This is a genomic window from Variovorax sp. F042, from assembly GCF_057814215.1.
On the sequence record NZ_JBVASX010000005.1, the window covers coordinates 133,463 to 156,704 of the forward strand.

The following is a 23,242-nucleotide window of genomic DNA, read 5'->3' on the forward strand; positions in this document are numbered from 1 at the left end:
GCGACGAGGTTTCCTTGGCATCGCTACACGGCATTGGGATCACCAGTTTTCTGCGCGTGAATGACTGTCGGACTGAGCGACTCAAAAACTCTTGACCTCAGTCAAGTTCACACGAATCGCGCCCTCGTGGGACCCCCGTGATATCCCTAGCACGAGGCCTCGTTGCACGCGCGCTTTGTGTGTGTCGATGCCGTTCGAAACACACCGCGATGCGTGCGTGCATCGCGCTGCATGCGATGTGCATCGCGCGATGCGACGGCATTGCGGCAGCATGGTGCGATGAAGAAAAAATCGCGGAAGTCTTCGCGCGAACTTTCGATGGCCAGTGCGATGGCCTTCATGAATTTGCGATGCGCGTTGCGCGCTCGCTCATGTGCTCCGGAAGCGCTCCTGCAGACGGGTTCCAGGCCTACGCAAGAACCTGTCTGCCTCCGAAAAAATTGACCTAGGTCAAGAAACGCAAAAATGGCGTTTGCTCTCGTCTAGGGTAAACCCTAAAATTCAGGGTAATCCCTTCGGTCTTTTAGATTCAATCCTTTGGAGCCCTCAATGAGCCACACCACACTGAATTCCAGCAGCCTCCGTACCCCGGCCTCGTCGTCCACCGCCAACGACGCAATGCGCGAACTGTTCGCCGCAATGCCCATCGTGATCTTCTACAAGGCCGCACGTGCCGCGCTGATGCAACGCCGCAGGGCGGCCGTGCAGCGTTGAGCCGCCGCACCGGACCCCTCCCCTACAAAGAGCGCGCGCGAGTTACTCGCCGCGCTCTTTTTCTTTGTGGTTCCCGAACGGCACGATCTGCGAGATCAGCGACGGCCCGTCGCTCAGCAGAAAGTCCTTGAAGGCCTGCGCCACCGGCGGCAGGCGCTTGCTTCGGCGGTGCACCACGTACCAGTTGAGCATCAGCGGAAAGCCTTCGACGTCGAGCACGCAGAGACTGCCCGCGCGCATCTCCTGGCTCACCGTGTGGGCCGACACGAAGCTCACGCCCATGCCCGCGATCACCGCCTGCTTGATGGTCTCGGTGCTGCGGATCTCCATCGCGATGTTGATGCCGCTCAGATCGCCGCCAAAGCCGTCTTCCATCGAATGCCAGGTGTCCGATGCTTTCTCGCGCACCACGAAGGGCTCGCGCATCAGCCGTGCCATCGGGATCTTCTTCACACCCACCAGCGGATGGCTCGGTGCCGCGACGATCACATAAGGGTGCGGCGCGAAGGGCTGGTTGACGGTGTCCAGGTCGGTCGGCGGCCGCACCATGATCGCGAGATCCGTGAGGTTCTCTGCGATGTGGGTCAGCAGCCCCGCGCGGTTGTGCACCGTGAAGTTCAACGTCACGCCCTGGTGCCGGCTCGCGAACTCGACCAGCAGGCGCGGAAAGAAGTAGTCGCCCGCGCTGATCACACCCACGTTGAGCTTGCCGCCCGAGACGCCCTTGAACTGCATCATCGCGTTCTCGGCCGCTTCGAACTGCTGGATGATCGCGCGGCTGATCTGCAGCAGTTCGGTGCCCGCAGGCGTGAGATAGATCTTCTTGCCGAACTGCTCGAACAACGCATTGCCCGCGTGCTCCTCGAGCTTGCGCACCTGCGTGGAGACGGCGGGCTGCGTGAGGTGAAGCTCCTCGGCCGCGCGCGAAAAACTCAGCAGCCGCGCCACTGCCTCGAAGACTTTCAACTGGCGCAGGGTCGCATGCTTCATCGGGAAAGAGGGTGGCTGCAGTCGAGCGGCATCGTACAGCGCGCCAACGCCTGCGCTGGCGCCGCGCGCTCAGTCCGCTTCAGTCCGGTATCCGCGCGACGTGCAGCAGGTTGGTGGTGCCCGATTGCCCGAAGGGCAGGCCCGCGACCACCACCACGTCGTCGCCCGCCTTCGCGAAGCCCTCGGCGCGTGCCGTGCGGCAGGCGCATTCGATCATCTCGCCCACGTCGTGCACGTCGTCGACCAGCACCGCATGCACGCCCCACACCATCGCCATGCGGCGCGCCGCGACGGTGTCGGGCGTGAGGCTCAATATCGGCACCGCCGGGCGCTCTCGCGCCGCGCGCAGGCTGGTGAAGCCCGAGGAGGTGTACGTCACGGTGGCGGCCGGCGCGAGCAGCGCGGCCACCTGGCGCAGCGAGGCGCAGACAGCATCTGCCGTGGTCGACAGCGCCGCATCGTGCGTGGCGTCGATGCCCGCGCGGTATGAAGGATCGGCCTCCACGCGCACGATGATGCGGTCCATCATCGCGACCGCTTCGAGCGGGTACTTGCCCGAGGCCGATTCGGCCGAGAGCATCACCGCATCGACGCCGTCGTAGATAGCGGTTGCAACGTCCGACACCTCGGCGCGCGTGGGCACCGGCGAGGCAATCATCGATTCGAGCATCTGCGTCGCCACCACCACCGGCTTGCCGCCCTTGCGGCAGGCGCGCACGATCAGGCGCTGCAGCTCGGGCACCTGCTCGGGCGGCAGCTCCACGCCGAGGTCGCCGCGCGCCACCATCAGGCCGTCGCACAGCGCGACGATCGCATCCAGATGCTCGATGGCCGCGGGCTTCTCCAGCTTGGCCATGATCCAGGCGCGCGTGCCGATGATGGCGCGCGCCTCCTCGATGTCCTCCGGCCGTTGCACGAACGAGAGCGCAACCCAGTCGACGCCCATCGACAGGCCGAAGTCGAGGTCGTCGCGGTCCTTCGGTGTCAGCGGCGAAATCGGCAGCAGCACGCTCGGCACGTTGACGCCTTTGCGATCGGAGATAGGCCCGCCGACCAGCACCGTGGTCTCTGCGAAGTCGGCGCCGTGGCTGTCCACGCGCAGCCGCAGCTTGCCATCGTCGAGCAGCAGCTCGGTGCCGTCCTGCAGCGCGGCGAAGATTTCCGGATGCGGCAGCGGCGCGCGGCGTGCACTGCCGCTGGTCTTGTCCATGTCGAGCCGGAAGCGCGCGCCCGCGTCGAGCTGCGCGCGACCGCCTTCGAAAGTGCCCAGCCGCAGCTTGGGCCCCTGCAAATCGAGCAGGATGCCGATGGGCCGGTTGAATTCCTTCTCGAGGCGGCGGATGGTTTCCAGACGCCGCGCGTGGTCGTGCTGCGTGCCGTGGCTGAAGTTGAGCCGGAACACGTCCACGCCACGCTCGAACAGCGCGCGGATGGCCGGCTCGTCGGTGGTGGCCGGGCCGAGCGTGGCGACGATCTTTGCGCTGCGTGTGCGTCTCATGCTGCTGTCATTTCATGGAGCTTGACGCGGCCGCGCTGGTCTTCCATGGTGCGCGCGAGCAGCTTGACCAGGCTGTAGACGGTGTCGATGTGCGGCGTCGGGGTTTCGGTGAGACGGGCCAGCTCGACCACCGCGCCCACCAGCGCATCGATCTCTGGTGCGCGCCCTGCTTCCACGTCCTGCAGCATCGATGTCTTGTGCTTGCCGACCTTCTCCGCGCCCGCGATGCGCTTTTCGAGCGTCACGCGGAACTCGATGCCGAGCTTGTGCGCAACGGCCTGGGCCTCGCGCATCATCGCGGCGGCAAGCTCGCGCGACGGCGGATACTGGCAGATGTCGACCAGGGTCGAATGCGAGAGGCTGCTGATCGGGTTGAAGGTCAGGTTGCCCCACAGCTTGAGCCAGATCTCGGAGCGGATGTTGTCGAGCACGGGTGCCTTGAAGCCTGCGCCGGTGAAGCAGGCAGAGACACGGTTCACACGCTCGCTCGCCGAGCCATCGAGCTCGCCGACCGGGAAGCGGTCGCCTTCGATGTGCTTGACCACGCCAGGCGCGATCAGCTCCGATGCCGGATACACCACGCAGCCGATCACGCGCTGCGCAGGGATCTTCGTGGCAACGAGTCCCGAGGGATCGACGCTGCGCACCGGCGTACCCGCGAGCGCGCCGCCATGCTGGTGGAAGTACCAGTACGGGATGCCGTTCTGCATCGTCACGACCACCGTTTCGGGCCCGAACAGCTTTGGCACGTCGTTGGCCACCGCCTCGACCTGGTGGGCCTTCATCGCGAGGACGACGATGTCCTGCGGGCCGGCTTCGTCATAGCGGTCGGTGGCCTTGACGTTGCGCGCCACCTGCTCCTCGCCTTCGGCCGAGATCAGCTTGATGCCGTTCTTGCCAATGGCATCGAGATTGGCGCCGCGCACGATGAACGTCACGTCTTCGCCGGCCAGCGCGAGCTTCGCGCCGACCAGTCCGCCGATGGCGCCCGCGCCGATGATTGCAATCTTCATGTCGATCCCCAAGAGTTGAATTCGTTGCGCGACCCTTCGGCGATGTGTCAGCCGAAGCGGTTGCTGAGCTTGCCGATGCCGTCGATCTCGATCTCCACGAGGCTGCCGGGCTTCATGGAGCCGACGCCGACCGAGGTGCCGCAGAGGATCACGTCGCCGCGGTGCAGCGTCATGTCCTGCGAGATGAGGCTCACGAGTTGCTGCACCGAAAAGCGCATGTCGCTGATCGGGTAGTTCTGTCGCACCTCGCCGTTGAGCAACGTGGTCACGGTGAGCGTTGCGGGATCGAGGCCGGTGGCAACCACCGGGCCCATCGGGCAGAAGGTGTCGAAGCCCTTGGCGCGCACCCACTGCGCGAACGATGCGTCGCGATTGAGGATGTCGGCCACCGTCACGTCGTTGGCGCAGGTGTACCCAAACACGTGGTCGAGCGCATCGGCTTCGGAGACGGCGGTGGCGGTCTTGCCGATCACGATGCCGAGCTCGCCTTCGAACACCACCTTGCCGTCGCACAGCGGCTTGCGGATGGGAGCGCCGGGGGCGAGATATGAATTGGGCGTCTTCAGCAGGTACAGCGGCTCGGCCGGCACCGGCAGGCTCAGCTTTGCGCCCAATGCGTGGAAGTTGTTCCACAGCGCAATCACCTTGGTCGGCTCGGTGGGCGTGAGCAGTTGCAGCCCGGCCAGTGCGAACACGCGGCCCGTGAGCTCCGAGCTGCTGAACATGTCGCCCTGGCGCTCGTGCACGGCATCGCCTTCCAGTGTGCCGAAGCCGATGCCACCGGCATGCTCGAAGCGGACCCATTTCTTCTGCTGCTGTTCCATGTTGTTATCTGCTTTCTGGATTGATGAAAATTCTGGGCGGCCTACCGTCAGTCAGTCGAACGGGAGGTAGTCGGGGATGACGAGCGAGGCGAGCAGCTTTCCCATCTCGGCCGGATTGCGCGTCACGTGGATGCCGCATTCCTTCATCACCGCGAGCTTTTCCTCGGCAGTGCCGCGGCCGCCGGAAATGATGGCGCCCGCATGGCCCATGCGCTTGCCGGGCGGTGCGCTGGCGCCTGCGATGAAGCCGACCACGGGCTTGCGCATGTGGTCGCGGATCCAGCGCGCGCACTCCTCTTCAGCATCGCCGCCGATCTCGCCGACCATGATCACGGCGTCGGTGCGCGGGTCGTCGTTGAACATCTTCAGCACGTCGATGTGCCGCAGCCCGCCGACCGGGTCGCCGCCGATGCCGACCACAGTCGACTGCCCGATGCCGAAGCTCGCGAGCTGGCTCGCGGCCTCGTAGGTCAGCGTGCCCGAGCGCGAGACGACACCGATGCGACCGCGCTGGTGGATGTGGCCCGGCATGATGCCGATCTTGATTTCGCCGGGCGTGATGAGCCCTGGGCAGTTGGGTCCGAGCAGCAACGTCTTGCGGCCCTGCATGCGGTGGCGGGTGCGGATCATGTCGCGCACCGGGATGCCTTCGGTGATGCAGATGACGAGGTCGAGTTCAGCATCGACTGCTTCGTCGATTGCCGCTGCTGCGAAGGCTGGTGGCACGTAGATCACGGAGACGGTGGCGCCTGTCTCGGCCTTTGCCTCTTTCACGGTGCCGAAGATCGGGATGCCGGCCAGTGAGCCGCCTGCCTTCAGCGGGTTCACTCCTGCTACGAAGCAGTGTTTGCCGTTGCCGTATTCAAGGCAAGCCTGTGTGTGGAAGCTGCCGGTCTTGCCGGTGATGCCCTGCGTGATGACGCGGGTGTGCTTGTTGATCAGGATGGACATTTCATTTGCTCCATCTTGGGGTTGCTTGGCTTCGGGGTGCGTGTACAGCTCTGGCTCTGGCGCTGGCCGATCAACGACCGCACTGATCGATCACGCCGATGGGGTGCCTTGCGCAGCGAAATAAAGGAGGAGGCCGCAGGCCGGGGGACATTCGCGGAGCAAGGTACCCCGTCGGCATGAGCGTGCCCCGAAACGACGCAGCGAATGAGGGAGCAGGCGTTCATACCTAGCGCATCCAGTTCCGAGCCGCACCGATGGCCCGCTGTGCAGCCTCGGCCATGTCGTCTGTGTTGATGATCGACAGTCCAGACTGCGCGAGGATGGTCCTTCCCAGGTCCTCGTTGGTGCCCTTCATGCGCACGATGAGCGGCACGGTGAGGCCGGTCTCGCGCGCGGCAGTGACCACGCCGTGCGCGATCACGTCGCACTTCATGATGCCGCCGAAGATGTTGACGAGCACTGCCTTGAGCTTCGGGTTGCGCAGCATCAGCTTGAAGGCCTCTGTCACCTTCTCCGCCGTTGCACCGCCGCCCACGTCGAGGAAGTTGGCGGGCGAACCGCCGTAGAGCTTGATTGCGTCCATCGTCGCCATCGCAAGGCCCGCGCCATTGACCAGGCAGCCGATGTCGCCGTCGAGCGCGATGTACGAAAGATCGAACTTCGAGGCCTCGACCTCCACCGGATCTTCTTCGTCGAAGTCGCGCATCGCGGCAATCTCCGGCTGGCGGAACAGCGCGTTGGCGTCGAAGTCGAACTTGGCGTCGAGCGCAATCACTCGGCCGTCGCGTGTGAGCACCAGCGGATTGATCTCGGCCAGCGAAGCGTCGCTGCCATCGAAGGCCTGGTAGAGGTTCTGCATGAACACGCGCGCCTGCACCACCGAGCGCTCGGCAATGCCGATGCGGCGCGCGATGCCGTCTGCATCGGCAATCCGCAGGCCGGTGTCCGGATCGATGAAGAGCTTGTGGATCTTCTCGGGCGTGCGTGCGGCCACCTCCTCGATGTCCGTGCCGCCTTCGCTCGACGCCATCAGCGCCACGCGCTGCGAATTGCGGTCGACCACGAAGCCGAGGTACAGCTCCTTGTCGATCTCGACACTCTCCTCGACCAGCAGCCGCTTCACCACGCGGCCTTCGGGGCCGGTCTGCGGCGTCTTCAGCGTCATGCCGAGCATCTGGTCCGCGTGCCGCCGCACTTCGGCGACGGACCACGCGGGCTTCACGCCGCCGCCCTTGCCGCGGCCGCCCGCATGAATCTGCGCCTTGACCACCCAGGCCCGGCCACCGAGACGGGCGGCGGCGTCTGCCGCCTCGTCGGGCGAACGGCAGACGAATCCACGGGGTGTCGCCACGCCGTATTGGCGCAACACGTCCTTGCCCTGGTATTCGTGGATGTTCATGGTCGCAGCAGGCTGTTTATTTGCAAGGAATTTCAGGCGCCGAGCTCGACGCCGTGGCTTTCCGCCCAATTGAAATAGCTCGACGAAGCCATTTCCCGCTTTCTGTGCAATTCCTTCTTCTGCTCAATTGCCTCGGCCAGGAATTCGGCGTCGTAGGCCTTCAGCAGATGCGGCTGATGGGTCTTCAGGTAGTGGCCGATCCGCTCGTTGGCGCTCTGGCTCAGGCCCATCAGGCGGTCGTAGGTTTCGCCGTCCCAATGCCAGCGCAGCCCCAATTCGAAGAATGCTGCGTTATAGGCATTGCGCTCGATTTCGTCGCGCCAGTACTGAATGGGTGAATGGTTTTCCATGACCTTCTCCTTGAATGAATGCCGAATTGATGAATCGGATGAAAAATCCCGGCGAGTCCAAAATGTAGGGTCGATGGACAATAAATAAAAATTAAATGAATTTATAAAAACCATTCGCCATGAGTTATGCATGGAAGGCGCGAAATCCGCGCGCCCAAGGGCCTTCCGCGCCACCCGCGGGCAGCGCATTCTTTTCAACTCACGATGGCAACGGGCCTGCGCCCGCCGTGCCTCAGATCACGCGTTCGGCCCGCAATGTCTCCAGCTCGTCCGCGCCGTAGCCGAGCTGCCGCAGCACTTCCTCGGTGTGTTCGCCGAGCAGCGGCGAACGCGTCACCACCGTCGGGCTGTCGGACATCTTGATGGGGTTGCCCACCGTCAGGTACTTGCCGCGCACCGGGTGGTCGACCTCGACGATGGTGCCGGTCTCGCGCAGCGATTCGTCCGCGGCGATCTCCTTCATCGAGAGGATCGGCCCGCAGGGAATGTCGTACTCGTTGAGGATGTCCATGGCCTCGAACTTGGTCTTGGTCATGGTCCATTGCTCGATGCGCGCGAAGATCGGCTTCAGGTGCAGCAGGCGCGCGGCCGGCGTGGCGTAGGCCTCGTCGTTGATCCAGCCCTCTTCGCCGATGACCTTGCACACCGCAGGCCACACGGCCGCCTGCGTGATGAAGTAGATGTATGCGTTGGGGTCGGTCTCCCAGCCCTTGCACTTGAGAATCGAGCCGGGCTGGCCGCCGCCCGATGCATTGCCGGCGCGCGGCACCGCGTCGCCGAACTTGCCGTCGGGGTACTGCGGGTACTCGTGCATGGTGCCGGTGCGTTCCAGGCGCTGCTGGTCGCGCATCTTCACGCGGCACAGGTTGAGCACGGCGTCCTGCATGGGCGCGAGCACCTGCTGGCCACGCCCGGTGCTGTTGCGCTGGAACAGCGCGGCGAGGATGCCGAGCGCCAGGTGCAGGCCGGTGCCGCTGTCGCCGATCTGCGCGCCGGTCACGAGCGGCGGGCCGTCCTCGAAACCGGTGGTCGATGCCGCGCCGCCGGCGCACTGGGCCACGTTCTCATAAACCTTGCAGTGCTCGTACTTGCCGGGGCCGAAGCCCTTGACCGAAGCCACGATCATGCGAGGGTTGAGCTTCTGGATGTGGGCCCAGGTAATGCCCATGCGGTCGAGTGCGCCAGGCGCGAAGTTCTCGACCAGCACGTCGCAGGTCTTGATCAGGCTGTCGAGAACTTCCTTGCCCTTGGGCTTCTTGGTGTCCAGCGTGATCGAGCGCTTGTTGTGGTTCAGCATCGTGAAGTAGAGGCTGTCCGCACCGGGAATGTCGCGCAGCTGGCCGCGCGTTGCGTCGCCTTCGCCTGCGCGCTCGACCTTGATCACGTCGGCACCGAACCAGGCCAGCAGTTGGGTGCAGGTGGGGCCGGACTGCACATGGGTGAAATCGAGGATTCGAACGCCCTCGAGTGCTTTGCTCATTGACTGTCTCCTTCTTTGATCATCGTGGCTTCGACTTCTACCAGACGGGCGCGCAATTTGCGCTCCTCGGCAAAGCGGGCGGTCTCGTCGCGAACGATGGCAACGATGCCCGTGACCTCGTGATCGGCGGAGAACAGCATCGACACCGTGAAGGCGATCGACAGCGTGTGCCCGTCCTTGTGCAGCGCCGGTACGCGCAGCAGGTCGGCGCCGTACTTGGTGACGCCGGTTTCCATCGTTTTGTTGTAGCCGTCCCAGTGCCGCTGGCGTTGGCGCTGGGGAATGATCAGGTCGAGCGACTTGCCGAGCGCCTCGGCTTCGGTGAAGCCGAAGATGCGCTCGGAGGCGCGATTCCACAACGTGATCGCGCCTGCCGCATCGCACACCATGATCGCGTCGCCGGCGCCTTCGACGAGCTGCTTGAAATCCAGGTTCGTTTGCATACGTGCCTCCCGGCGCTGCCTGTCTACATGTCGTCGTTCACTGCAGGGGGTGAAGCCCCCGCAGCGAACCCGGCCTACACAGCCTTGGCTTCGCGCAGGTTGGAGATCTGGTCCTTGCTGTAGCCCAGCTCCGCCAGCACTTCGTCGGTGTGCTCGCCCAGGAGCGGCGAGCCGGTGATCTCGGGCTTGAGGTCCGAGAACTTGATGGGGCTGCCCACGGTGAAGTAGCTGCCGCGCTCCTTGTGCGGCACTTCGACGATGGAGCCGCTGGCGCGCAGCGACGGGTCGTGCAGCAGCTCCTTCATCGTCAGCACCGGCGCGCAGGGAATGTCGAACTTGCGCAGGATGTCGACCGCCTCGAACTTGGTCTTGTCGGCCAGCCAGCCTTCGATGGTCGCGAAGATGTCGGTGATGTGCGGCTGGCGTGCCTTCGGGGTCGTGTAGTCGGGGTCGGTCTTCCACTCGGGCTTGCCGATGGCGTCGCAGATCGGAGCCCAGGCATGGCCCTGCACCGTGAAGTAGATGTAGGCGTTCGGGTCGGTCTCCCAGCCCTTGCACTTGAGCACCCAGCCCGGCTGGCCGCCGCCGCCGGCATTGCCGCCGCGCGGCACCACGTCGCTGAAGGTGCCGTGCGGGTACTGCGGGTATTCCTCCAGGTAGCCAAGTTTGTCGAGGCGCAGCTGGTCGCGCATCTTCACGCGGCACAGGTTGAGCACCGCGTCCTGCATCGCGCAGGCCACGCGCTGGCCCTTGCCGGTCTGCTGGCGGCCGATGATGGCCGTGAGGATGCCGATGGCCAGGTGCATGCCGGTGTTGCTGTCGCCAAGGGCGGCAGCGCTCACGGTGGGCGGGCCGTCCCAGAAGCCGGTGGTCGAGGCGGCACCGCCTGCGCACTGCGCGACGTTCTCGTACACCTTCAGGTCGTCGTAGTGGTGGCCGTCGCTGAAGCCCTTGACCGAGGCGACGATCATCTTCGGATTGAGTTCCTGGATGCGTTCCCAGGTGAAGCCCATGCGATCGAGCGCGCCGGGGCCGAAGTTCTCGACCAGCACGTCGGATTCGCGGATCAGCTTCTCCAGCACGACCTTGCCTTCGGGCTGCTTGGTGTCCAGCGTCAGCGAGCGCTTGTTGCTGTTGAGCATGGTGAAGTACAGCGCATCGACATCGGGAATGTCGCGCAGCTGCGAACGCGTGACGTCGCCGGCGCCCGGGCGCTCGACCTTGATGACGTCCGCGCCGAACCAGGCCAGCATCTGCGTGCAGGCGGGACCGGCTTGCACGTGCGTGAAGTCGATGATCTTGATGCCGCTGAGTGGTTTGTTGTTGCTGCTGCTCATTTGGATATCTCCTTGAATGATGGAACTCGGGTTACTTCTTCTTCGCCGTGCTGGGGTTCAGGCTCGTGATGCGGCCGCTTTCGGTGCCCGCGGTCTCGTCGATGACGGCATTGATCAGGGTGGGCCGGCCCGAGGCGACGGCCTCGGCCAGGGCCTTCTGGAGTTCATCGGCAGTGGTGGCGTGCACGCCGACGCCGCCGAAGGCTTCCATCAGCTTGTCGTAGCGCGCGTTCTTGACGAACACGGTGGGCGCCACGTCGGGTGTGCCGCTGGCGTTCACGTCGGTGCCGCGGTAGACGCCGTTGTTGTTGAAGACGATGACGCAGATGGGCAGGTTGTAGCGGCAGATGGTTTCCACCTCCATGCCGCTGAAGCCGAAGGCGCTGTCGCCCTCGATGGCGATCACCGGCTTGCCGGTGACCACGGCCGCGGCCACCGAGAAGCCCATGCCGATGCCCATGATCCCCCAGGTGCCCACGTCGAGGCGCTTGCGCGGCTCGTACATGTCGACGATGCTGCGCGCGAAGTCGAGCGTGTTGGCGCCTTCGTTGACGACGATGGCATCGGGCCGCGCCTTCACCTGGTCGCGGATCACGCTGAGCGCGCTGTGGAAGTTCATCGGCGAGGGCCGCGCGGCCAGCGTGACGGCCATCTTCGACAGGTTCTTGTCCTTGCGCTCGGCAATGGCACCGGTCCACTCGGCCGGCGGCTTGGCCCACTTGGCATCGATGCCGGCCAGCAGCGCGGCAACGCAGGAGCCGATGTCGCCGATCACGGGTGCTTCGATGGCGACGTTGCTGTCGATCTCGGTCGGCGCGATGTCGATCTGGATGAACTGCTTGGCGCCCTTTTCCTGCGCCCAGGTCTTGCCCTTGCCGTGCGAGAGCAGCCAGTTCAGGCGCGCACCGACCAGCAGCACCACGTCGGCTTCCTGCAGCACGTAGGAGCGCGCGGCAGCGGCCGACTGCACATGGGTGTCGGGCAGCAGGCCCTTGGCCATCGACATCGGCAGGTAGGGAATGCCGGTCTTCTCGACGAATGCGCGGATGTCGGCATCGGCCTGTGCGTAGGCAGCGCCCTTGCCGAGCAGGATCAGCGGGCGCTTTGCGCCCTTGAGCAGGTCAAGCGCGCGCTTGACGGCATCGGGAGCCGGGATCTGGCGCGGCGCGGGGTCGACCACCTTGATGAGCGACTTCTTGCCGGCCGCTGCGTCCATGGTCTGCGCGAACAGCTTGGCGGGCAGGTCGAGGTACACACCGCCCGGGCGGCCCGACAGCGCAGCGCGGATGGCGCGTGCAATGCCCACGCCGATGTCTTCAGCATGCAGCACGCGGAAGGCGGCCTTGCACAGCGGCTTGGCGATGGCGAGCTGGTCCATTTCCTCGTAGTCGCCCTGCTGCAGGTCGACGATCTCGCGCTCGCTGGAGCCGCTGATGAGGATCATCGGAAAGCAGTTGGTGGTGGCGTTGGCCAGCGCGGTGAGGCCGTTGAGAAAACCGGGGGCCGACACGGTCAGGCAGATGCCGGGCTTCTGCGTGAGGAAGCCGGCTGCTGCTGCGGCGTTGCCGGCGTGCTGCTCGTGGCGGAACGAGATGACGCGCAGGCCTTCGGCCTGGGCCATGCGCGTGAGGTCGGTGATCGGGATGCCGGGCAGGCCGAAGATGGTGTCGATGTCGTTGAGCTTGAGCGCATCGATGACAAGATGGAAGCCGTCGATGGTCTCGGCGGCCGGCGCGTCTTCCGTCAAGCTCTTGATGGCGCGAACCACTTGTTCGCCATCGGCATCGCGGGTTTTCACGGGCTTGAGGGCATCGTCCAGCGTGGTGGTTGCCTCTTTCTCTGTTCTGACTGAAGACATGTCTCTCCTTCTGCATGGGTGAATGGCCAAGGCCCGAGCCAAGACTATGATTCGGGCTCAAGCTTTCGGCCGTTGACCTCGGTCAACTTTCCCGAAAACGGCGCGCCCCGATGAATGGCGCCGGCAGCGAAAAAATCGAGCAAGACGGTGACCATGACGTTGTTGGAAAACCACCCGGAGAAAAACATCATTCGTGCCCAGCTCCGGCAGAACATCCTTCTCAAGGACCTGAGCGAAGCCGACCGCGCCGAACTGGAAACCCATCTCGTCATCGTGGACGGCAACAAGGGCGAATTCCTGTTGCATCAGGGCGTGCGGGAGATGGAGCAATACTTCATCCTCGACGGCATCCTCAAGCGGGTGGTGAGCAACCCGGAGGGCAAGGAAATGATCCTTCGCTTCGCCGACGAGAACGACATGGAAACGAGCTACGCCGCGCTGCGGCTGGGCACGCCCACGCCCTACGGCATCGTCTGCGTGACGAAGGCGCGGGTGGCGAGCCTTCCGCTGAAGGAATGGATCGCCTTTCTGAACCGGCATGCGGAAACCAAGGAACTGTTCGAGTTCCTGGTGATGCGGGGCATGAGCGAGATCATGGCGCACACGATCACGCTGCATTTGCTCGATGCGGCGGGGCGCGTGCATCGGTTCATCCGAAAGCATCCGGAGCTCGAGGACCGGATTCCGAGCAAGGAGCTGGCTTCGTATCTGAATCTCTCAGCAGAAACCCTTAGTCGGTTGAGGAAGCGCGGGAAGATTTAGCTTCTTTCGTTCGTTCGGGTTTGTTCGGGGTACGTGCGAATGACACCGGGTACTCCCCTCCGCGAATGTCCCCCGGCCTGCGGCCTCCTCCTTTATTTCGCTGCGGGGAGCACCCGATGCCATTCGCACATCGGCGCAGTCGTTGTGCGGGCCGATCAAACGCTGCGCTGAACGATCACGTCGATGGGGTGCCTTGCGCAGCGAAATAAAGGAGGAGGCCGCAGGCCGGGGGACATTCGCGGAGCAAGGTACCCCGTCGGCGTGAGCGCGCCCCCGAAAGAAACCTACGTCTGCTTCGCCGAAGCAAAACGCCGCGTGCTTGCCATCAACCTGAGCTGGTTGTGGACACCACTGACGCCTGACACCTCCGCAGCAACCGCCTCGGCCTGCGCCCGCTCATCGCTGTTGAGCACGATGCCGCGCAGCATCACCTCGCCCTGGTTCGCGGTGATCGTCACGTTGATGTCGCGCGTGGCCTCATGCTCCTTCAGCGCGGCGCGCACACGCGCTTCCAGCGCCATGTTGGCAAGCAGCGCACGCGACGCCGGCGTTTCTGCGAACTCGGGCCGGTTCACCATCAGGCGGATCTGCTCGACGCAACTCTCGACCGACAGGCGGTCGGTGTTGAGCACCAGGTCGTAGAGCACCGGGTCGCCCCAGGTCACGCCGAACTGCGCGTGCATGCGCGCGGCGTGCGCCTGGTCGCTGCGGCGGATCTCGGCTTCGGCAAATTCGGCGTCGTCGGTTTCGAGGTCGCCCATCAGCCACTCGACGCGCTTCTTCAGCGAACGCGTGATGCGCACGCACACCACGTGCGGCACCGGCCGCAGCAGGCAGGTGGCACCCCAGCCGCGCAGCACCACATTGCCACGGTCGGCCAGCGCGAACAGTTCCTCGGCCGTGTAGAGCGCCACGCTGCGCGAGTCGGTGGTCAGGCGCTCCACCAGACCGGCCTTGCCGCCGCGCAGCCGGCCGATCAGGCTCGTGGAGACCTGCATGCGGTCTGCCACGTGCTCGATGACTTCATGGCGCATCACGGCGAGGCCGAGCGTTTCGGCGAGTTTCAGCGAAACGTCTTTCGCGAGGGAACCCATCTCCTGGGTCAGTGCGATCACAGGCATGTCTTTGGCTCCTCGTTGTGTTTCAGTCCACCGGCCGTTCGACCGCGAACTCGTCGGGCTTCTTCGGCTTTCTGTTGAACAGCGCCAGCGCCTTCGAGATCAGCGGCCAGAACAGCAGCACCAGCGCCAGCGTGGTGATGCCGCCGACCAGCGGGTTCGAGAACATCACCATCACGTCGCCCTGCGACACCAGCATGGCCTGGCGGAAGGAGTCTTCGGCCTTGTCGCCGAGCACCAGCGCAAGCACCAGCGGCGCGAGCGGAAAGTCGAGCTTCTTGAAGAGATAGCCCATCACGCCGAAGCCGAGCATGAACCAGATGTCGAGCATCGCGTTGTGCACGGTGTAGGCGCCGATCGCGCAGATCACGATGATCACCGGCGCGATGATCGAGAACGGAATACGCAGGATCGACGCGAACAGCGGCACGGTGCTGAGCACCACGATCAGGCCGACGATGTTGCCGAGGTACATGCTGGCGATCAGGCCCCAGACGAAGTCTTTCTGCTCGACGAACAGCAGCGGCCCGGGCTGCAGGCCCCAGATCAGCAGGCCACCCAGCAACACGGCAGCGGTAGGCGAACCAGGGATGCCCAGCGCCAGCATGGGCAGCAGTGCGCTGGTGCCGGCGGCGTGCGCGGCGGTTTCGGGTGCGACCACGCCTTCCATTTCGCCGGTGCCGAACTTGGCGCCCTTCTTCGACATCTTCTTGGCAAGGCCATAGCTCATGAACGAGGCCGGCGTCGCGCCGCCGGGCGTGATGCCCATCCAGATGCCGATGAGCGAGCTGCGGATGGAGGTCACCCAGTATTTGGGCAGCTGCTTCCACGTTTGCCACACCACCTTGGGATCGATCTTCGCGCTCTTGCCGGAGAACTTCAGGCCCTCTTCCATCGACAGCAGAATTTCGCCGATGCCGAACAGGCCGATCACCGCAATCAGGAAGTCGAAGCCGCGCATCAGCTCGGGCTGGCCGAAGGTCAGGCGCAGCTGGCCGGTGACGGTGTCCATGCCCACGCTCGCAAGTGCGAAGCCCAGCGCCATCGACGCCAGGATCTTGAAGGGCGAGCCCTTGCCCATGCCGACGAAGCTGCAGAAGGTCAGCAAGTACACCGCGAAGAATTCGGGCGAGCCGAACTTGAGTGCGAACTTGGCGACCAGCGGCGCGAGGAAGGTGATCATCACCACCGCGAGAAAGGCGCCCACGAACGACGAGGTGAAGGCCGTCGTAAGCGCCGCGCCGGCCTGCCCGTTCTGCGCCATCGGATAGCCGTCGAAGGTGGTGGCCACCGACCACGGCTCGCCCGGTATGTTGAACAGGATCGAGGTGATGGCCCCGCCGAACAGCGCCCCCCAGTAGATGCACGACAGCATGATGATGGCCGAGGTCGGCGACATCGTGAAGGTGAGCGGCAGCAGGATCGCCACGCCGTTGGCGCCGCCGAGGCCGGGCAGCACGCCGATCAACACGCCGAGGATGATGCCGACGAACATCAGGCCGATGTTCATCGGCGTGAGGATCACTGAAAAGCCCTGCATCAGGGCACTGATTTCTTCCATTTCGCTTGTGCTCCGTGAGTAGGTTCAGTAGCCGAGGAATCGAAGCGGATCGAGAGTGCCCTTGAACAGCGGCACCTTGAACCAGACCTCGAACATGAAGAAAAACAGCGTGTTGACCGCCAGCGCGGCAAGCACGCTCTTGAGCCACGCGTACTTGCCCAGCACCACCATGAACAGCGCGATGTAGATCGCCGATGCCAGGTAGATGCCGAGGAAGGTGATCGCCAGCACGTAGACCGTGGCCGGCACCAGCACCGACAGCACGCGCTTGAGCTGCACCGAATCGACGAACACCGCGGTGTTGCGGCTCTTGCCGAGCAGTGCCTGGTAGAGGATGCCGGCGCCCGAGATCGTGATGATCACGCCGATGAAGAACGGGAAGTAGCCCGCGCCGGGGCCGTCAGTGGTCCAGCCCGCGCCCAGCTTGCGCGCCTCGAAGACCACCACCAGGCCGATCACCAGCAGCGCCAATGCCACCGCCGCTTCGACCAGGTGGGTGGAGATGCCCGAACGCGCCGGGCCCTCGGATGTTTCGTCGTGCTCCATGGAGCCCCCATCGTGGTTGTGTGTGAGAAAGAAAGAAGGGACGGATGCGGCGCGCACGCCGTCCGTCGGGCCGCCGGCACTCTGTGGGTGCCGCGCGGCGCGTGCCGCCGTCGCGACCTGTCGGCTACTTGTTGCTTGCGAGGAAGCCCGCGTCAGCCATCAGCGTGCGATGCGTGGCCTCGGCCTCGGTGAGCCATTTCGCGAAGGCGTCGCCGGTCATGAAGGTCGGGTTGAAGGCACCCTTCTCCATGTACTCCTTCCACTCCGGCGTGGCGGCGACCTTGACCAGCAGGTCCTTGTAGAACGCAAGCTGGTCGGGCGTCACGCCGGGCGGCATGAAGATGCCGCGCAGCATCGTGTACTTGGTGGGCACGCCCGCTTCCTTGCAGGTGGGGATGTCGTTCCACGACTGCGTGTCCGTGACCTTGGCCTTGAACGGCATGCGCTCGTCGTCGAACACGCACAGCGCGCGCAGCTTGCCCGCGCGCCACTGCGCCACCGCCTCGATCGGGTTGTTCACCGTCGAATTCACATGGCCGCCCACCAGCTGAACCGCCACCTCGCCGCCGCCCTTGAACGGCACGTAGATGAACTTGGTGCCGGTGGCTTTCTCGAGCGCGACCGTGATGATCTGGTCTTCCTGTTTCGAGCCCGTGCCGGCCATCTTGAACTTGCTCGGCCCCGCGGTCTTCACCGCGGTGATGTACTCGCCGGCGTTCTTGTAGGGCTCGGTCGCGTTGGTCCACAGCACGAACTGGTCGAGGGCCAGCATGGCGACCGGTGTCATGTCCTTCCAGTTGAAAGGCACGCCCGTAGCCATCGGCGTGGTGAACAGGTTCGACAGCGAGATGACGATCTTGTGCGGATCGCCCTTGGCCTCCTTCACCGCCAGAAAGCCCTCGGCGCCCGCGCCGCCCGACTTGTTGACGACGATCAGAGGCTCCTTCATCAGCTTGTATTTGATGACGATGCCCTGCAGCAGGCGCCCCATCTGATCGGCGCCTCCGCCGGTGCCGGCGGGAATCACGAACTCCACCGGCTTGGTGGGTTCCCATGCGAGGGCGGGCGTGGCGGCTGCCAGCGCCAGGACGGCCGCGGCAACGACCTTCGTACGGCCCAGAACGAGCGAAGCGATCTTCTTCATCAGGTTGTCTCCTGTGTAGTGTTTCGCTCTTTTTTGTTCTTGGATCTGAGCAGAGATACGGACCGGCACGATGGTGCGCGCCACTGATTCACGCCTGCTTGATCGCGGTCAACTTTTCGCAGATTTCGTATTCGGGTTAGCCCGCGCTGGCGGGCCCTGCGCGTCCTGTCATCGCCAAGCCTATAAAATCGCGGCGCGCAGCGGGGTCTCCTCTCCTCTCGCCTCAATCCGTCTTCGTAGTTCAATGGATAGAACGGGGTCCTCCTAAGACTCAGATACAGGTTCGATTCCTGTCGAAGGCACCAAATACCGACATCACGGTGTCTCACCAGGCATCAAAACCCGCACGTTTCTCCAGCGTAGCGGGTTTTTCTTTGCCTCACTGTTGGATTCCGCCGATCTCTGACCCTAGATTTCCATTGAATACTGACCCACTCGCTTTGTGAGCCTGAAGGCTTCACGGTGTGGATAAGTGCTTGGTGTTCTCCTTTTTAGGTTGAGTGTGTGGATCTGCCGCAGATTGCGCCGCTGTTTCCGCGATTTGGTTGCCTCGATCGCGAGCCAGGTCGCGAGCTTCTCGGCATAGGGATCGAGCTTGCTTGAGCCCGTCCGCTTGGCGTAGCGCGGCATTTCTTCGCCCGCACGCAGATACTTCTTTACGGTGTTGCGAGACAGGCCTGTACGCCTGGCTATCTCGCGAATGGACATCTGCTCGCGCAGGGCCCAGCGTCTGATGACACTCAATGTCGCCACGTCTATCACTCCTAGGATCCCCTGCTTTAAAAATGAGCAGGGTAGAGTTTTACGTGGGTCAGTCTTAGACGGAAATTACTGGCTTTAGAGGGTCAATTTTCGGCGGCAATCAACACCCGCGAGTTTCAATTCAGCTTCGACTCAGGCATCGGCCACATCGCTGCAGCACATAGTAGGTACTTACGAGCGCTCTTAGAGGCCCGCCGCCTCGTGGAAAATGGGCTCATGAAATCTATTCGATACGTTATCCTGGCAATCATGCTGTGTGCGACTGGTCTGCTGCAGGCGCAGGTCGCAATCGGTGGCGTCGGCAACAGTTCATGCGATGTTTGGATCAAGGCTCGCAAGGCGCCGGCAGGGCTGGCTATGGAAACCATCACGGAGGCAATGATGACCTCTTGGGTGCAGGGTTACCTATCAAGCAAGAATTCCACTGGCACCACAGTCAAGATGGTTTTGGAAGTCCCAGACCCCACATCAATAAAAATGGTCTTGGACAGAGGGTGCGCGCTGATGCCGGATGCACTGATTTTTGCGGTTGCAGACGATTTGGCGAACACGCTAACCGCGATGTATCAAAGCCAGAAGCGCAAGTAGCCTTGGCTCAGCATTGCGCACCGGCTCAAGTGACTGACCCTCTACAGAAAGCTTTTCTTTGGGCGATCACGTAATCAGCCAATGGACCGCCAAACCACGTGCAGCCAACCGATCAAGTCGGCTATCTGGTTCGGCCAGGTGAAGGGGGCCAACGACAAGCAGTTGCATCTCCTCTGAAGCGCCGCGAGCGGCGATGGTGTTGGCCCAATTCCCGTTGCGAGCAGGGAAAACGCACGCCGTAGAGATGGCACCGATACCAATAGGCTCGCCTCTTGTAGCTCCGCAAGTGCTGCACGGTCGCAACGCTCCCAGCGCCTCGCGATGAGAAAATCCAACCCCATCCCGTAGTTGCGCAAGCACGACACTAAAGAATTTGCCGGTACTTTTGTCGGTATCTTTGGAACAAAAAATCAAGACATCTAGTATTCATGCGGCCTGCAGGATGATTTTCGATTCCTGTCGAACAGCAAGCCCCTGTTCAGATACCCGTTGCCGAAGCCTTCGGCGACTGCCGTTGCGCGAGCACTCGTTACGACCCCAGCGCGTAACAACGCTACGTAACAAGCGCCGAAGAGCGCTCAGCCAAGGGCTTTCGCCGATCTCCATCGCGGCACTGATCCGGCAAAAAACTCATATGAATCAATAGCTTGCACATTCGGCGCATGCGCGCTCGATGCATCGCGAGAATGCGGCACGCAAGTTGCCCCGTCAGTAAGTCCCACCACCGAGGAGACTGCCATGACGGATGCCAATGCATCGATTTCTTCGATCGCCGGAGGCGCCGACAACGGTGCTGCGCCGGTGGTCATCGCCCAGGCGACAGTGAAGCCGATTGCCCCCATGGGCACTACCGCCGCCGCAGTTCAGCCCGCGGCGCCGGCCGGCATCGGATCGCTGTCGAACGCCACGCCCGGCACGGTCCTCATGCGCGACGGCGTCTCGATTCCCGTCGACGGCAGCCAGGCGCTGATGGCCGGCGACCGCGTGATCGTTCCGCAGGACGGCCACGCCAATGTTCTCTTCCCCGGATCGGCCACCAACAAGGCGCCGCTGTCCGGCGTCTTCACAGGCGGCACCGACGCCACCATCAGCACGACCAAGCTGGCCAGCGGCCTCGAGCAGGTGAATGTGGACGTGGCCTCGGGCGACCTGGAAGTGACTTCGCCCGACAGCGACGCGGAAGCCGCGGCGCTTGCGGTGAGCAAGAAGACCGCTGCCGGCAGCGGCATCGGGCTGGGTGAATTCGCGCTCGGCGCACTGGGTGCTGTCGCGCTCGGCGCCGCGCTGAGCGGTGGCGGCGGCAGCGACGGCGGCGCGGTTCCTTTCTTCGTTCCGGGCGTTGGCGACAGCGATGCCGACGCAGATGCGGATGCAGATGCCGACTCGGATGCAGACGGTGATGCTGACGCCGACGCCGACGCCGACGCCGACGCCGATGCAGACGCCGATGCAGACGCCGATGCAGATGCAGATGCAGATGCAGATGCGGACGCTGATGCCGACGCGGATGCAGACGCAGACGCCGATGCGGACGCTGATGCCGACCACTTGCTCGATCCAGGCGACAGCCTCGCCGGCCATCTGCTCGGCTCCCTGGACAACGTCCTCGGCCTCGGAGGTGGCAGCGCCGCCGCGGCCAGAAGCGTCGCCGCCAGTTCATCCGGCACATTGGCATCGCTGATGCCCGCGGCCGACGGCCTCACGGATCTGCTGGACGACGTGCTCTCGCCGATCGCGGGCAACGAGTTCAGGCCCGACGATCCGAACGCATTCGATCCGCTGGACAACACCGTCGACAACCTGGCCGTCAACATCGGCGGCGTGCTCACCCCCGTGGTGGACGGGCTGCTGGGCGACGGCTTGACTGACGCGCTCGTCGGGTCGCTGATCGGCCAGGTCGACTACCTGACCGATGCGTTGAGCAACATCCTCGAAAACGTGCTCGGCAGCGAAGGCCTGCTCGGCGGCGTGACCACCGGCCTTGGCATCGACGGCCTCGTGGACGAACTGGTCGGCACCGACGGCGTGGTCGGGCAGGTGCTCGAAGGTCTGCTGGGCGACGGCAGCCTGCTGGGCAACGTGCTCGGCGAAGACGGTCTGATCGGGCAACTGCTTGGCGATGACGGGCTCCTTGGCGGCCTGCTCGGCGGTGACGGCGGGCTGCTCGGTGGCGTCCTGGGTGATAACGGCCTGCTGGGCGGTCTGCTCGGCGGCGACGGCGGTTTGCTTGGCGGAGTGCTTGGCGACGACGGCCTGCTGGGTGGCCTGCTCGGCGGTGACAGCGGCTTGCTCGGTGGCGTGCTGGGTGACGACGGCCTGTTGGGCGGTGTGCTCGGCGGCGACGGCGGCCTGCTTGGCGGCGTGCTGGGTGACGACGGCCTGCTGGGCGGTCTGCTTGGCGGTGACGGTGGCTTGCTTGGCGGCGTGCTCGGCGGTGTTGACGGCCTCCTCGGCGACGATGGCCCGTTGGGCGGCGTGCTCGGCGGCGACGGCTCGCTCGCCGGCTTGCTGGGCAGCGAAGGCCTCACCGGCGGCCTGCTTGGCGAAGGCGGGCTGGTCGACAGCCTGCTCGGACCCGACGGCGTGGTCGGCGACCTGCTGAGCGAGACACCCCTGGCCGGTTTGCTCGGGGGAGATGGCGGCCTGCTCAGCGGCGTGCTGGGCGATAACGGCTTGCTTGGCGGCCTTCTCGGTGACGACGGCCTGCTGGGCGGTGTTCTGGCCGACGACGGCCTTCTCGGCGCCGAAGGCCCGCTCGGCAGCCTGCTGGGCGGTGATGGCGGCTTGCTCGGTGGCGTGCTGGGCGACGGTGGTCTGTTGGGCGGTCTGCTTGGCAGCGATGGCGGCCTCCTCGGCGGGGTCCTGGGTGATGGCGGCCTGCTGGGCGGAGTGCTCGGCGGCGACGGCGGTCTCCTCGGCGGTGTCCTGGGCGAAGGCGGTCTGCTGGGCGGCGACGGCGGTCTCCTCGGCGGTGTCCTGGGCGAAGGCGGTCTGCTGGGCGGCGTACTCGGAGGTGACGGTGGTCTCCTCGGCGGTGTCCTTGGTGACGACGGCCTGTTGGGTGGCGTACTCAGCGGCGACGGTGGCCTCCTCGGTGGCGTCTTGGGCGAAGGCGGTCTGCTGGGCGGCGTACTCGGCGGTGACGGTGGCCTCCTTGGCGGTGTCTTGGGTGACGACGGCCTGCTGGGTGGCGTACTCGGCGGTGTGACCGGCGGCGACGGCGGTCTCCTGGGCGGTGTCCTGGGTGACGATGGCCTGCTGGGTGGCGTGCTCGGTGGCGTGACCGGCGGCGACGGCGGTCTCCTGGGCGGTGTCCTGGGTGACGATGGCCTCCTTGGCGGCGTACTCGGCGGCGGCAGTGGCAGCGGTGGCGGCCTGCTCGGTGGTGTTCTCGGCGAGGACGGCATCGTGGGCAACCTCCTGGGCAGCGACGGCCTGGTCGGCGGCCTGCTGGGCGCGGACGGTCTCGTCGGCAGTCTGCTCGGCGCGCTGGGCGGCGACGGCGCCGTGGCCAACGTCCTGCAGCCGGCGGGCGACGCAGTCGCTCCGGCAGTCGAGACCGTGGGCAGCACGGTCTCCCACGCCGCGGCTCCGGCAACGGACATCCTGGCAGGGGCCACGGGTGTCGTGGCGCCGGTGGTCGACACGGTGGCCAGCGTGGTCGAAGGCGCGGGCCACGCCGTCGGCTCGGGCCTGGCCGAAGTGGTGGCGCCGATCACCAGCCAGGTCGAGCAGACGGTGAACCACGTCGTGAGCCCGGTCACCAACATCCTGCACGGCCTGCTGGGCTGACTGTAGGCAAGCACCGACGCGCCCGGCCTGCCTTATCCCGCAGGCACGGGCCGCGCACACGGTCAAAGTGGAGGCTTGAAGGCCTTCGGCAGGCAGCATTTGCCGAAGGGCT

General features: G+C 64.7%; 19 protein-coding genes, 1 tRNA gene and 1 pseudogene. 5 read left to right on the plus strand and 16 right to left on the minus strand.

Annotation, left to right across the window (positions count from 1 at the left end; all coding sequences use genetic code 11):
- Window positions 1-549 precede the first annotated feature (549 nt).
- Window positions 550-714 (plus strand): hypothetical protein, encoded by a 165-nt coding sequence (locus tag ACZYSP_RS18370; protein ID WP_176928890.1) that lies wholly within the window; start codon window positions 550-552, stop codon window positions 712-714.
- A gap of 42 nt (window positions 715-756) precedes the next feature.
- Here the strand turns inward: ACZYSP_RS18370 and ACZYSP_RS18375 are convergent, their stop codons facing one another.
- From ACZYSP_RS18375 to oxc, 11 genes are all read right to left on the minus strand, one after another.
- Window positions 757-1,704: a LysR family transcriptional regulator gene (locus ACZYSP_RS18375; protein ID WP_354337969.1), complete on the minus strand. Its 948-nt coding sequence runs from the start codon at window positions 1,702-1,704 to the stop codon at window positions 757-759.
- A gap of 79 nt (window positions 1,705-1,783) precedes the next feature.
- Window positions 1,784-3,202, minus strand: coding sequence for a pyruvate kinase (pyk, locus tag ACZYSP_RS18380; protein ID WP_093057520.1), 1,419 nt, complete (start codon window positions 3,200-3,202; stop codon window positions 1,784-1,786).
- Window positions 3,199-4,215: a 2-dehydropantoate 2-reductase gene (locus ACZYSP_RS18385; RefSeq protein ID WP_093177591.1), complete on the minus strand. Its 1,017-nt coding sequence runs from the start codon at window positions 4,213-4,215 to the stop codon at window positions 3,199-3,201. The genes pyk and ACZYSP_RS18385 overlap by 4 nt, the downstream gene beginning before the upstream one ends.
- Window positions 4,216-4,262: 47 nt before the next feature.
- Window positions 4,263-5,039, minus strand: coding sequence for a fumarylacetoacetate hydrolase family protein (locus tag ACZYSP_RS18390; protein ID WP_489015762.1), 777 nt, complete (start codon window positions 5,037-5,039; stop codon window positions 4,263-4,265).
- A 51-nt stretch (window positions 5,040-5,090) separates the two neighbouring features.
- Window positions 5,091-5,990 (minus strand): succinate--CoA ligase subunit alpha, encoded by a 900-nt coding sequence (gene sucD, locus ACZYSP_RS18395; RefSeq protein WP_093057517.1) that lies wholly within the window; start codon window positions 5,988-5,990, stop codon window positions 5,091-5,093.
- Window positions 5,991-6,216: 226 nt separating this feature from the next.
- Window positions 6,217-7,389, minus strand: coding sequence for an ADP-forming succinate--CoA ligase subunit beta (gene sucC / locus ACZYSP_RS18400; RefSeq protein WP_489015765.1), 1,173 nt, complete (start codon window positions 7,387-7,389; stop codon window positions 6,217-6,219).
- A 32-nt stretch (window positions 7,390-7,421) separates the two neighbouring features.
- Window positions 7,422-7,739, minus strand: coding sequence for an HAD family hydrolase (locus ACZYSP_RS18405; protein WP_093057515.1), 318 nt, complete (start codon window positions 7,737-7,739; stop codon window positions 7,422-7,424).
- A 232-nt stretch (window positions 7,740-7,971) separates the two neighbouring features.
- Window positions 7,972-9,219: a formyl-CoA transferase gene (frc, locus tag ACZYSP_RS18410; protein ID WP_093057514.1), complete on the minus strand. Its 1,248-nt coding sequence runs from the start codon at window positions 9,217-9,219 to the stop codon at window positions 7,972-7,974.
- A complete protein-coding gene (locus ACZYSP_RS18415) occupies window positions 9,216-9,662 on the minus strand; it encodes a PAS domain-containing protein (RefSeq protein ID WP_093079768.1) in 447 nt (148 codons plus the stop codon). Before ACZYSP_RS18415 ends, frc (ACZYSP_RS18410) begins: the two co-directional genes overlap by 4 nt.
- A 74-nt stretch (window positions 9,663-9,736) precedes the next feature.
- Complete coding sequence (frc, locus tag ACZYSP_RS18420) at window positions 9,737-10,999, minus strand: formyl-CoA transferase (RefSeq protein ID WP_093177424.1); 1,263 nt, start codon at window positions 10,997-10,999, stop codon at window positions 9,737-9,739.
- A 31-nt stretch (window positions 11,000-11,030) separates the two neighbouring features.
- Entirely contained in the window at window positions 11,031-12,857 is a 1,827-nt protein-coding gene (oxc, locus tag ACZYSP_RS18425) for an oxalyl-CoA decarboxylase (RefSeq protein WP_093177422.1), read from the minus strand.
- Between the two features lie 153 nt (window positions 12,858-13,010).
- On the opposite strand from oxc, the gene ACZYSP_RS18430 reads away from it, so the two are divergent.
- Window positions 13,011-13,619, plus strand: a complete 609-nt coding sequence (locus ACZYSP_RS18430; RefSeq protein WP_093057638.1) for a Crp/Fnr family transcriptional regulator — start codon at window positions 13,011-13,013, stop codon at window positions 13,617-13,619.
- 284 nt (window positions 13,620-13,903) lie between these two features.
- On the opposite strand, the gene ACZYSP_RS18435 is transcribed toward ACZYSP_RS18430, so the two are convergent.
- The 4 genes from ACZYSP_RS18435 to ACZYSP_RS18450 form a co-directional block, all read right to left on the minus strand.
- Window positions 13,904-14,740 carry a cytidylate kinase family protein gene (locus ACZYSP_RS18435; RefSeq protein ID WP_093079774.1) on the minus strand — a complete coding sequence of 279 codons (837 nt, stop codon included), beginning with the start codon at window positions 14,738-14,740 and terminating at the stop codon, window positions 13,904-13,906.
- Window positions 14,741-14,762: 22 nt separating this feature from the next.
- A complete protein-coding gene (locus ACZYSP_RS18440; RefSeq protein ID WP_489015769.1) occupies window positions 14,763-16,298 on the minus strand; it encodes a tripartite tricarboxylate transporter permease in 1,536 nt (511 codons plus the stop codon).
- 24 nt (window positions 16,299-16,322) lie between these two features.
- Window positions 16,323-16,844 carry a tripartite tricarboxylate transporter TctB family protein gene (locus tag ACZYSP_RS18445; RefSeq protein WP_426390429.1) on the minus strand — a complete coding sequence of 174 codons (522 nt, stop codon included), beginning with the start codon at window positions 16,842-16,844 and terminating at the stop codon, window positions 16,323-16,325.
- 124 nt (window positions 16,845-16,968) lie between these two features.
- Window positions 16,969-17,988, minus strand: a complete 1,020-nt coding sequence (locus ACZYSP_RS18450; RefSeq protein ID WP_093057507.1) for a Bug family tripartite tricarboxylate transporter substrate binding protein — start codon at window positions 17,986-17,988, stop codon at window positions 16,969-16,971.
- A 230-nt stretch (window positions 17,989-18,218) separates the two neighbouring features.
- Here ACZYSP_RS18450 and ACZYSP_RS18455 point away from each other — a divergent pair.
- Window positions 18,219-18,293, plus strand: a tRNA-Arg gene (locus ACZYSP_RS18455).
- A 199-nt stretch (window positions 18,294-18,492) separates the two neighbouring features.
- Here ACZYSP_RS18455 and ACZYSP_RS18460 read toward each other — a convergent pair.
- Window positions 18,493-18,750 (minus strand): annotated as a pseudogene (locus tag ACZYSP_RS18460) (helix-turn-helix domain-containing protein); the annotation flags it as partial.
- Between the two features lie 216 nt (window positions 18,751-18,966).
- On the opposite strand from ACZYSP_RS18460, the gene ACZYSP_RS18465 reads away from it, so the two are divergent.
- Together ACZYSP_RS18465 and ACZYSP_RS18470 are read left to right on the plus strand one after the other, a co-directional pair.
- Window positions 18,967-19,338, plus strand: a complete 372-nt coding sequence (locus tag ACZYSP_RS18465; RefSeq protein ID WP_426390430.1) for a hypothetical protein — start codon at window positions 18,967-18,969, stop codon at window positions 19,336-19,338.
- Window positions 19,339-20,076: 738 nt separating this feature from the next.
- Window positions 20,077-23,130, plus strand: a complete 3,054-nt coding sequence (locus ACZYSP_RS18470) for a hypothetical protein (RefSeq protein WP_489015772.1) — start codon at window positions 20,077-20,079, stop codon at window positions 23,128-23,130.
- Window positions 23,131-23,242 lie beyond the last annotated feature (112 nt).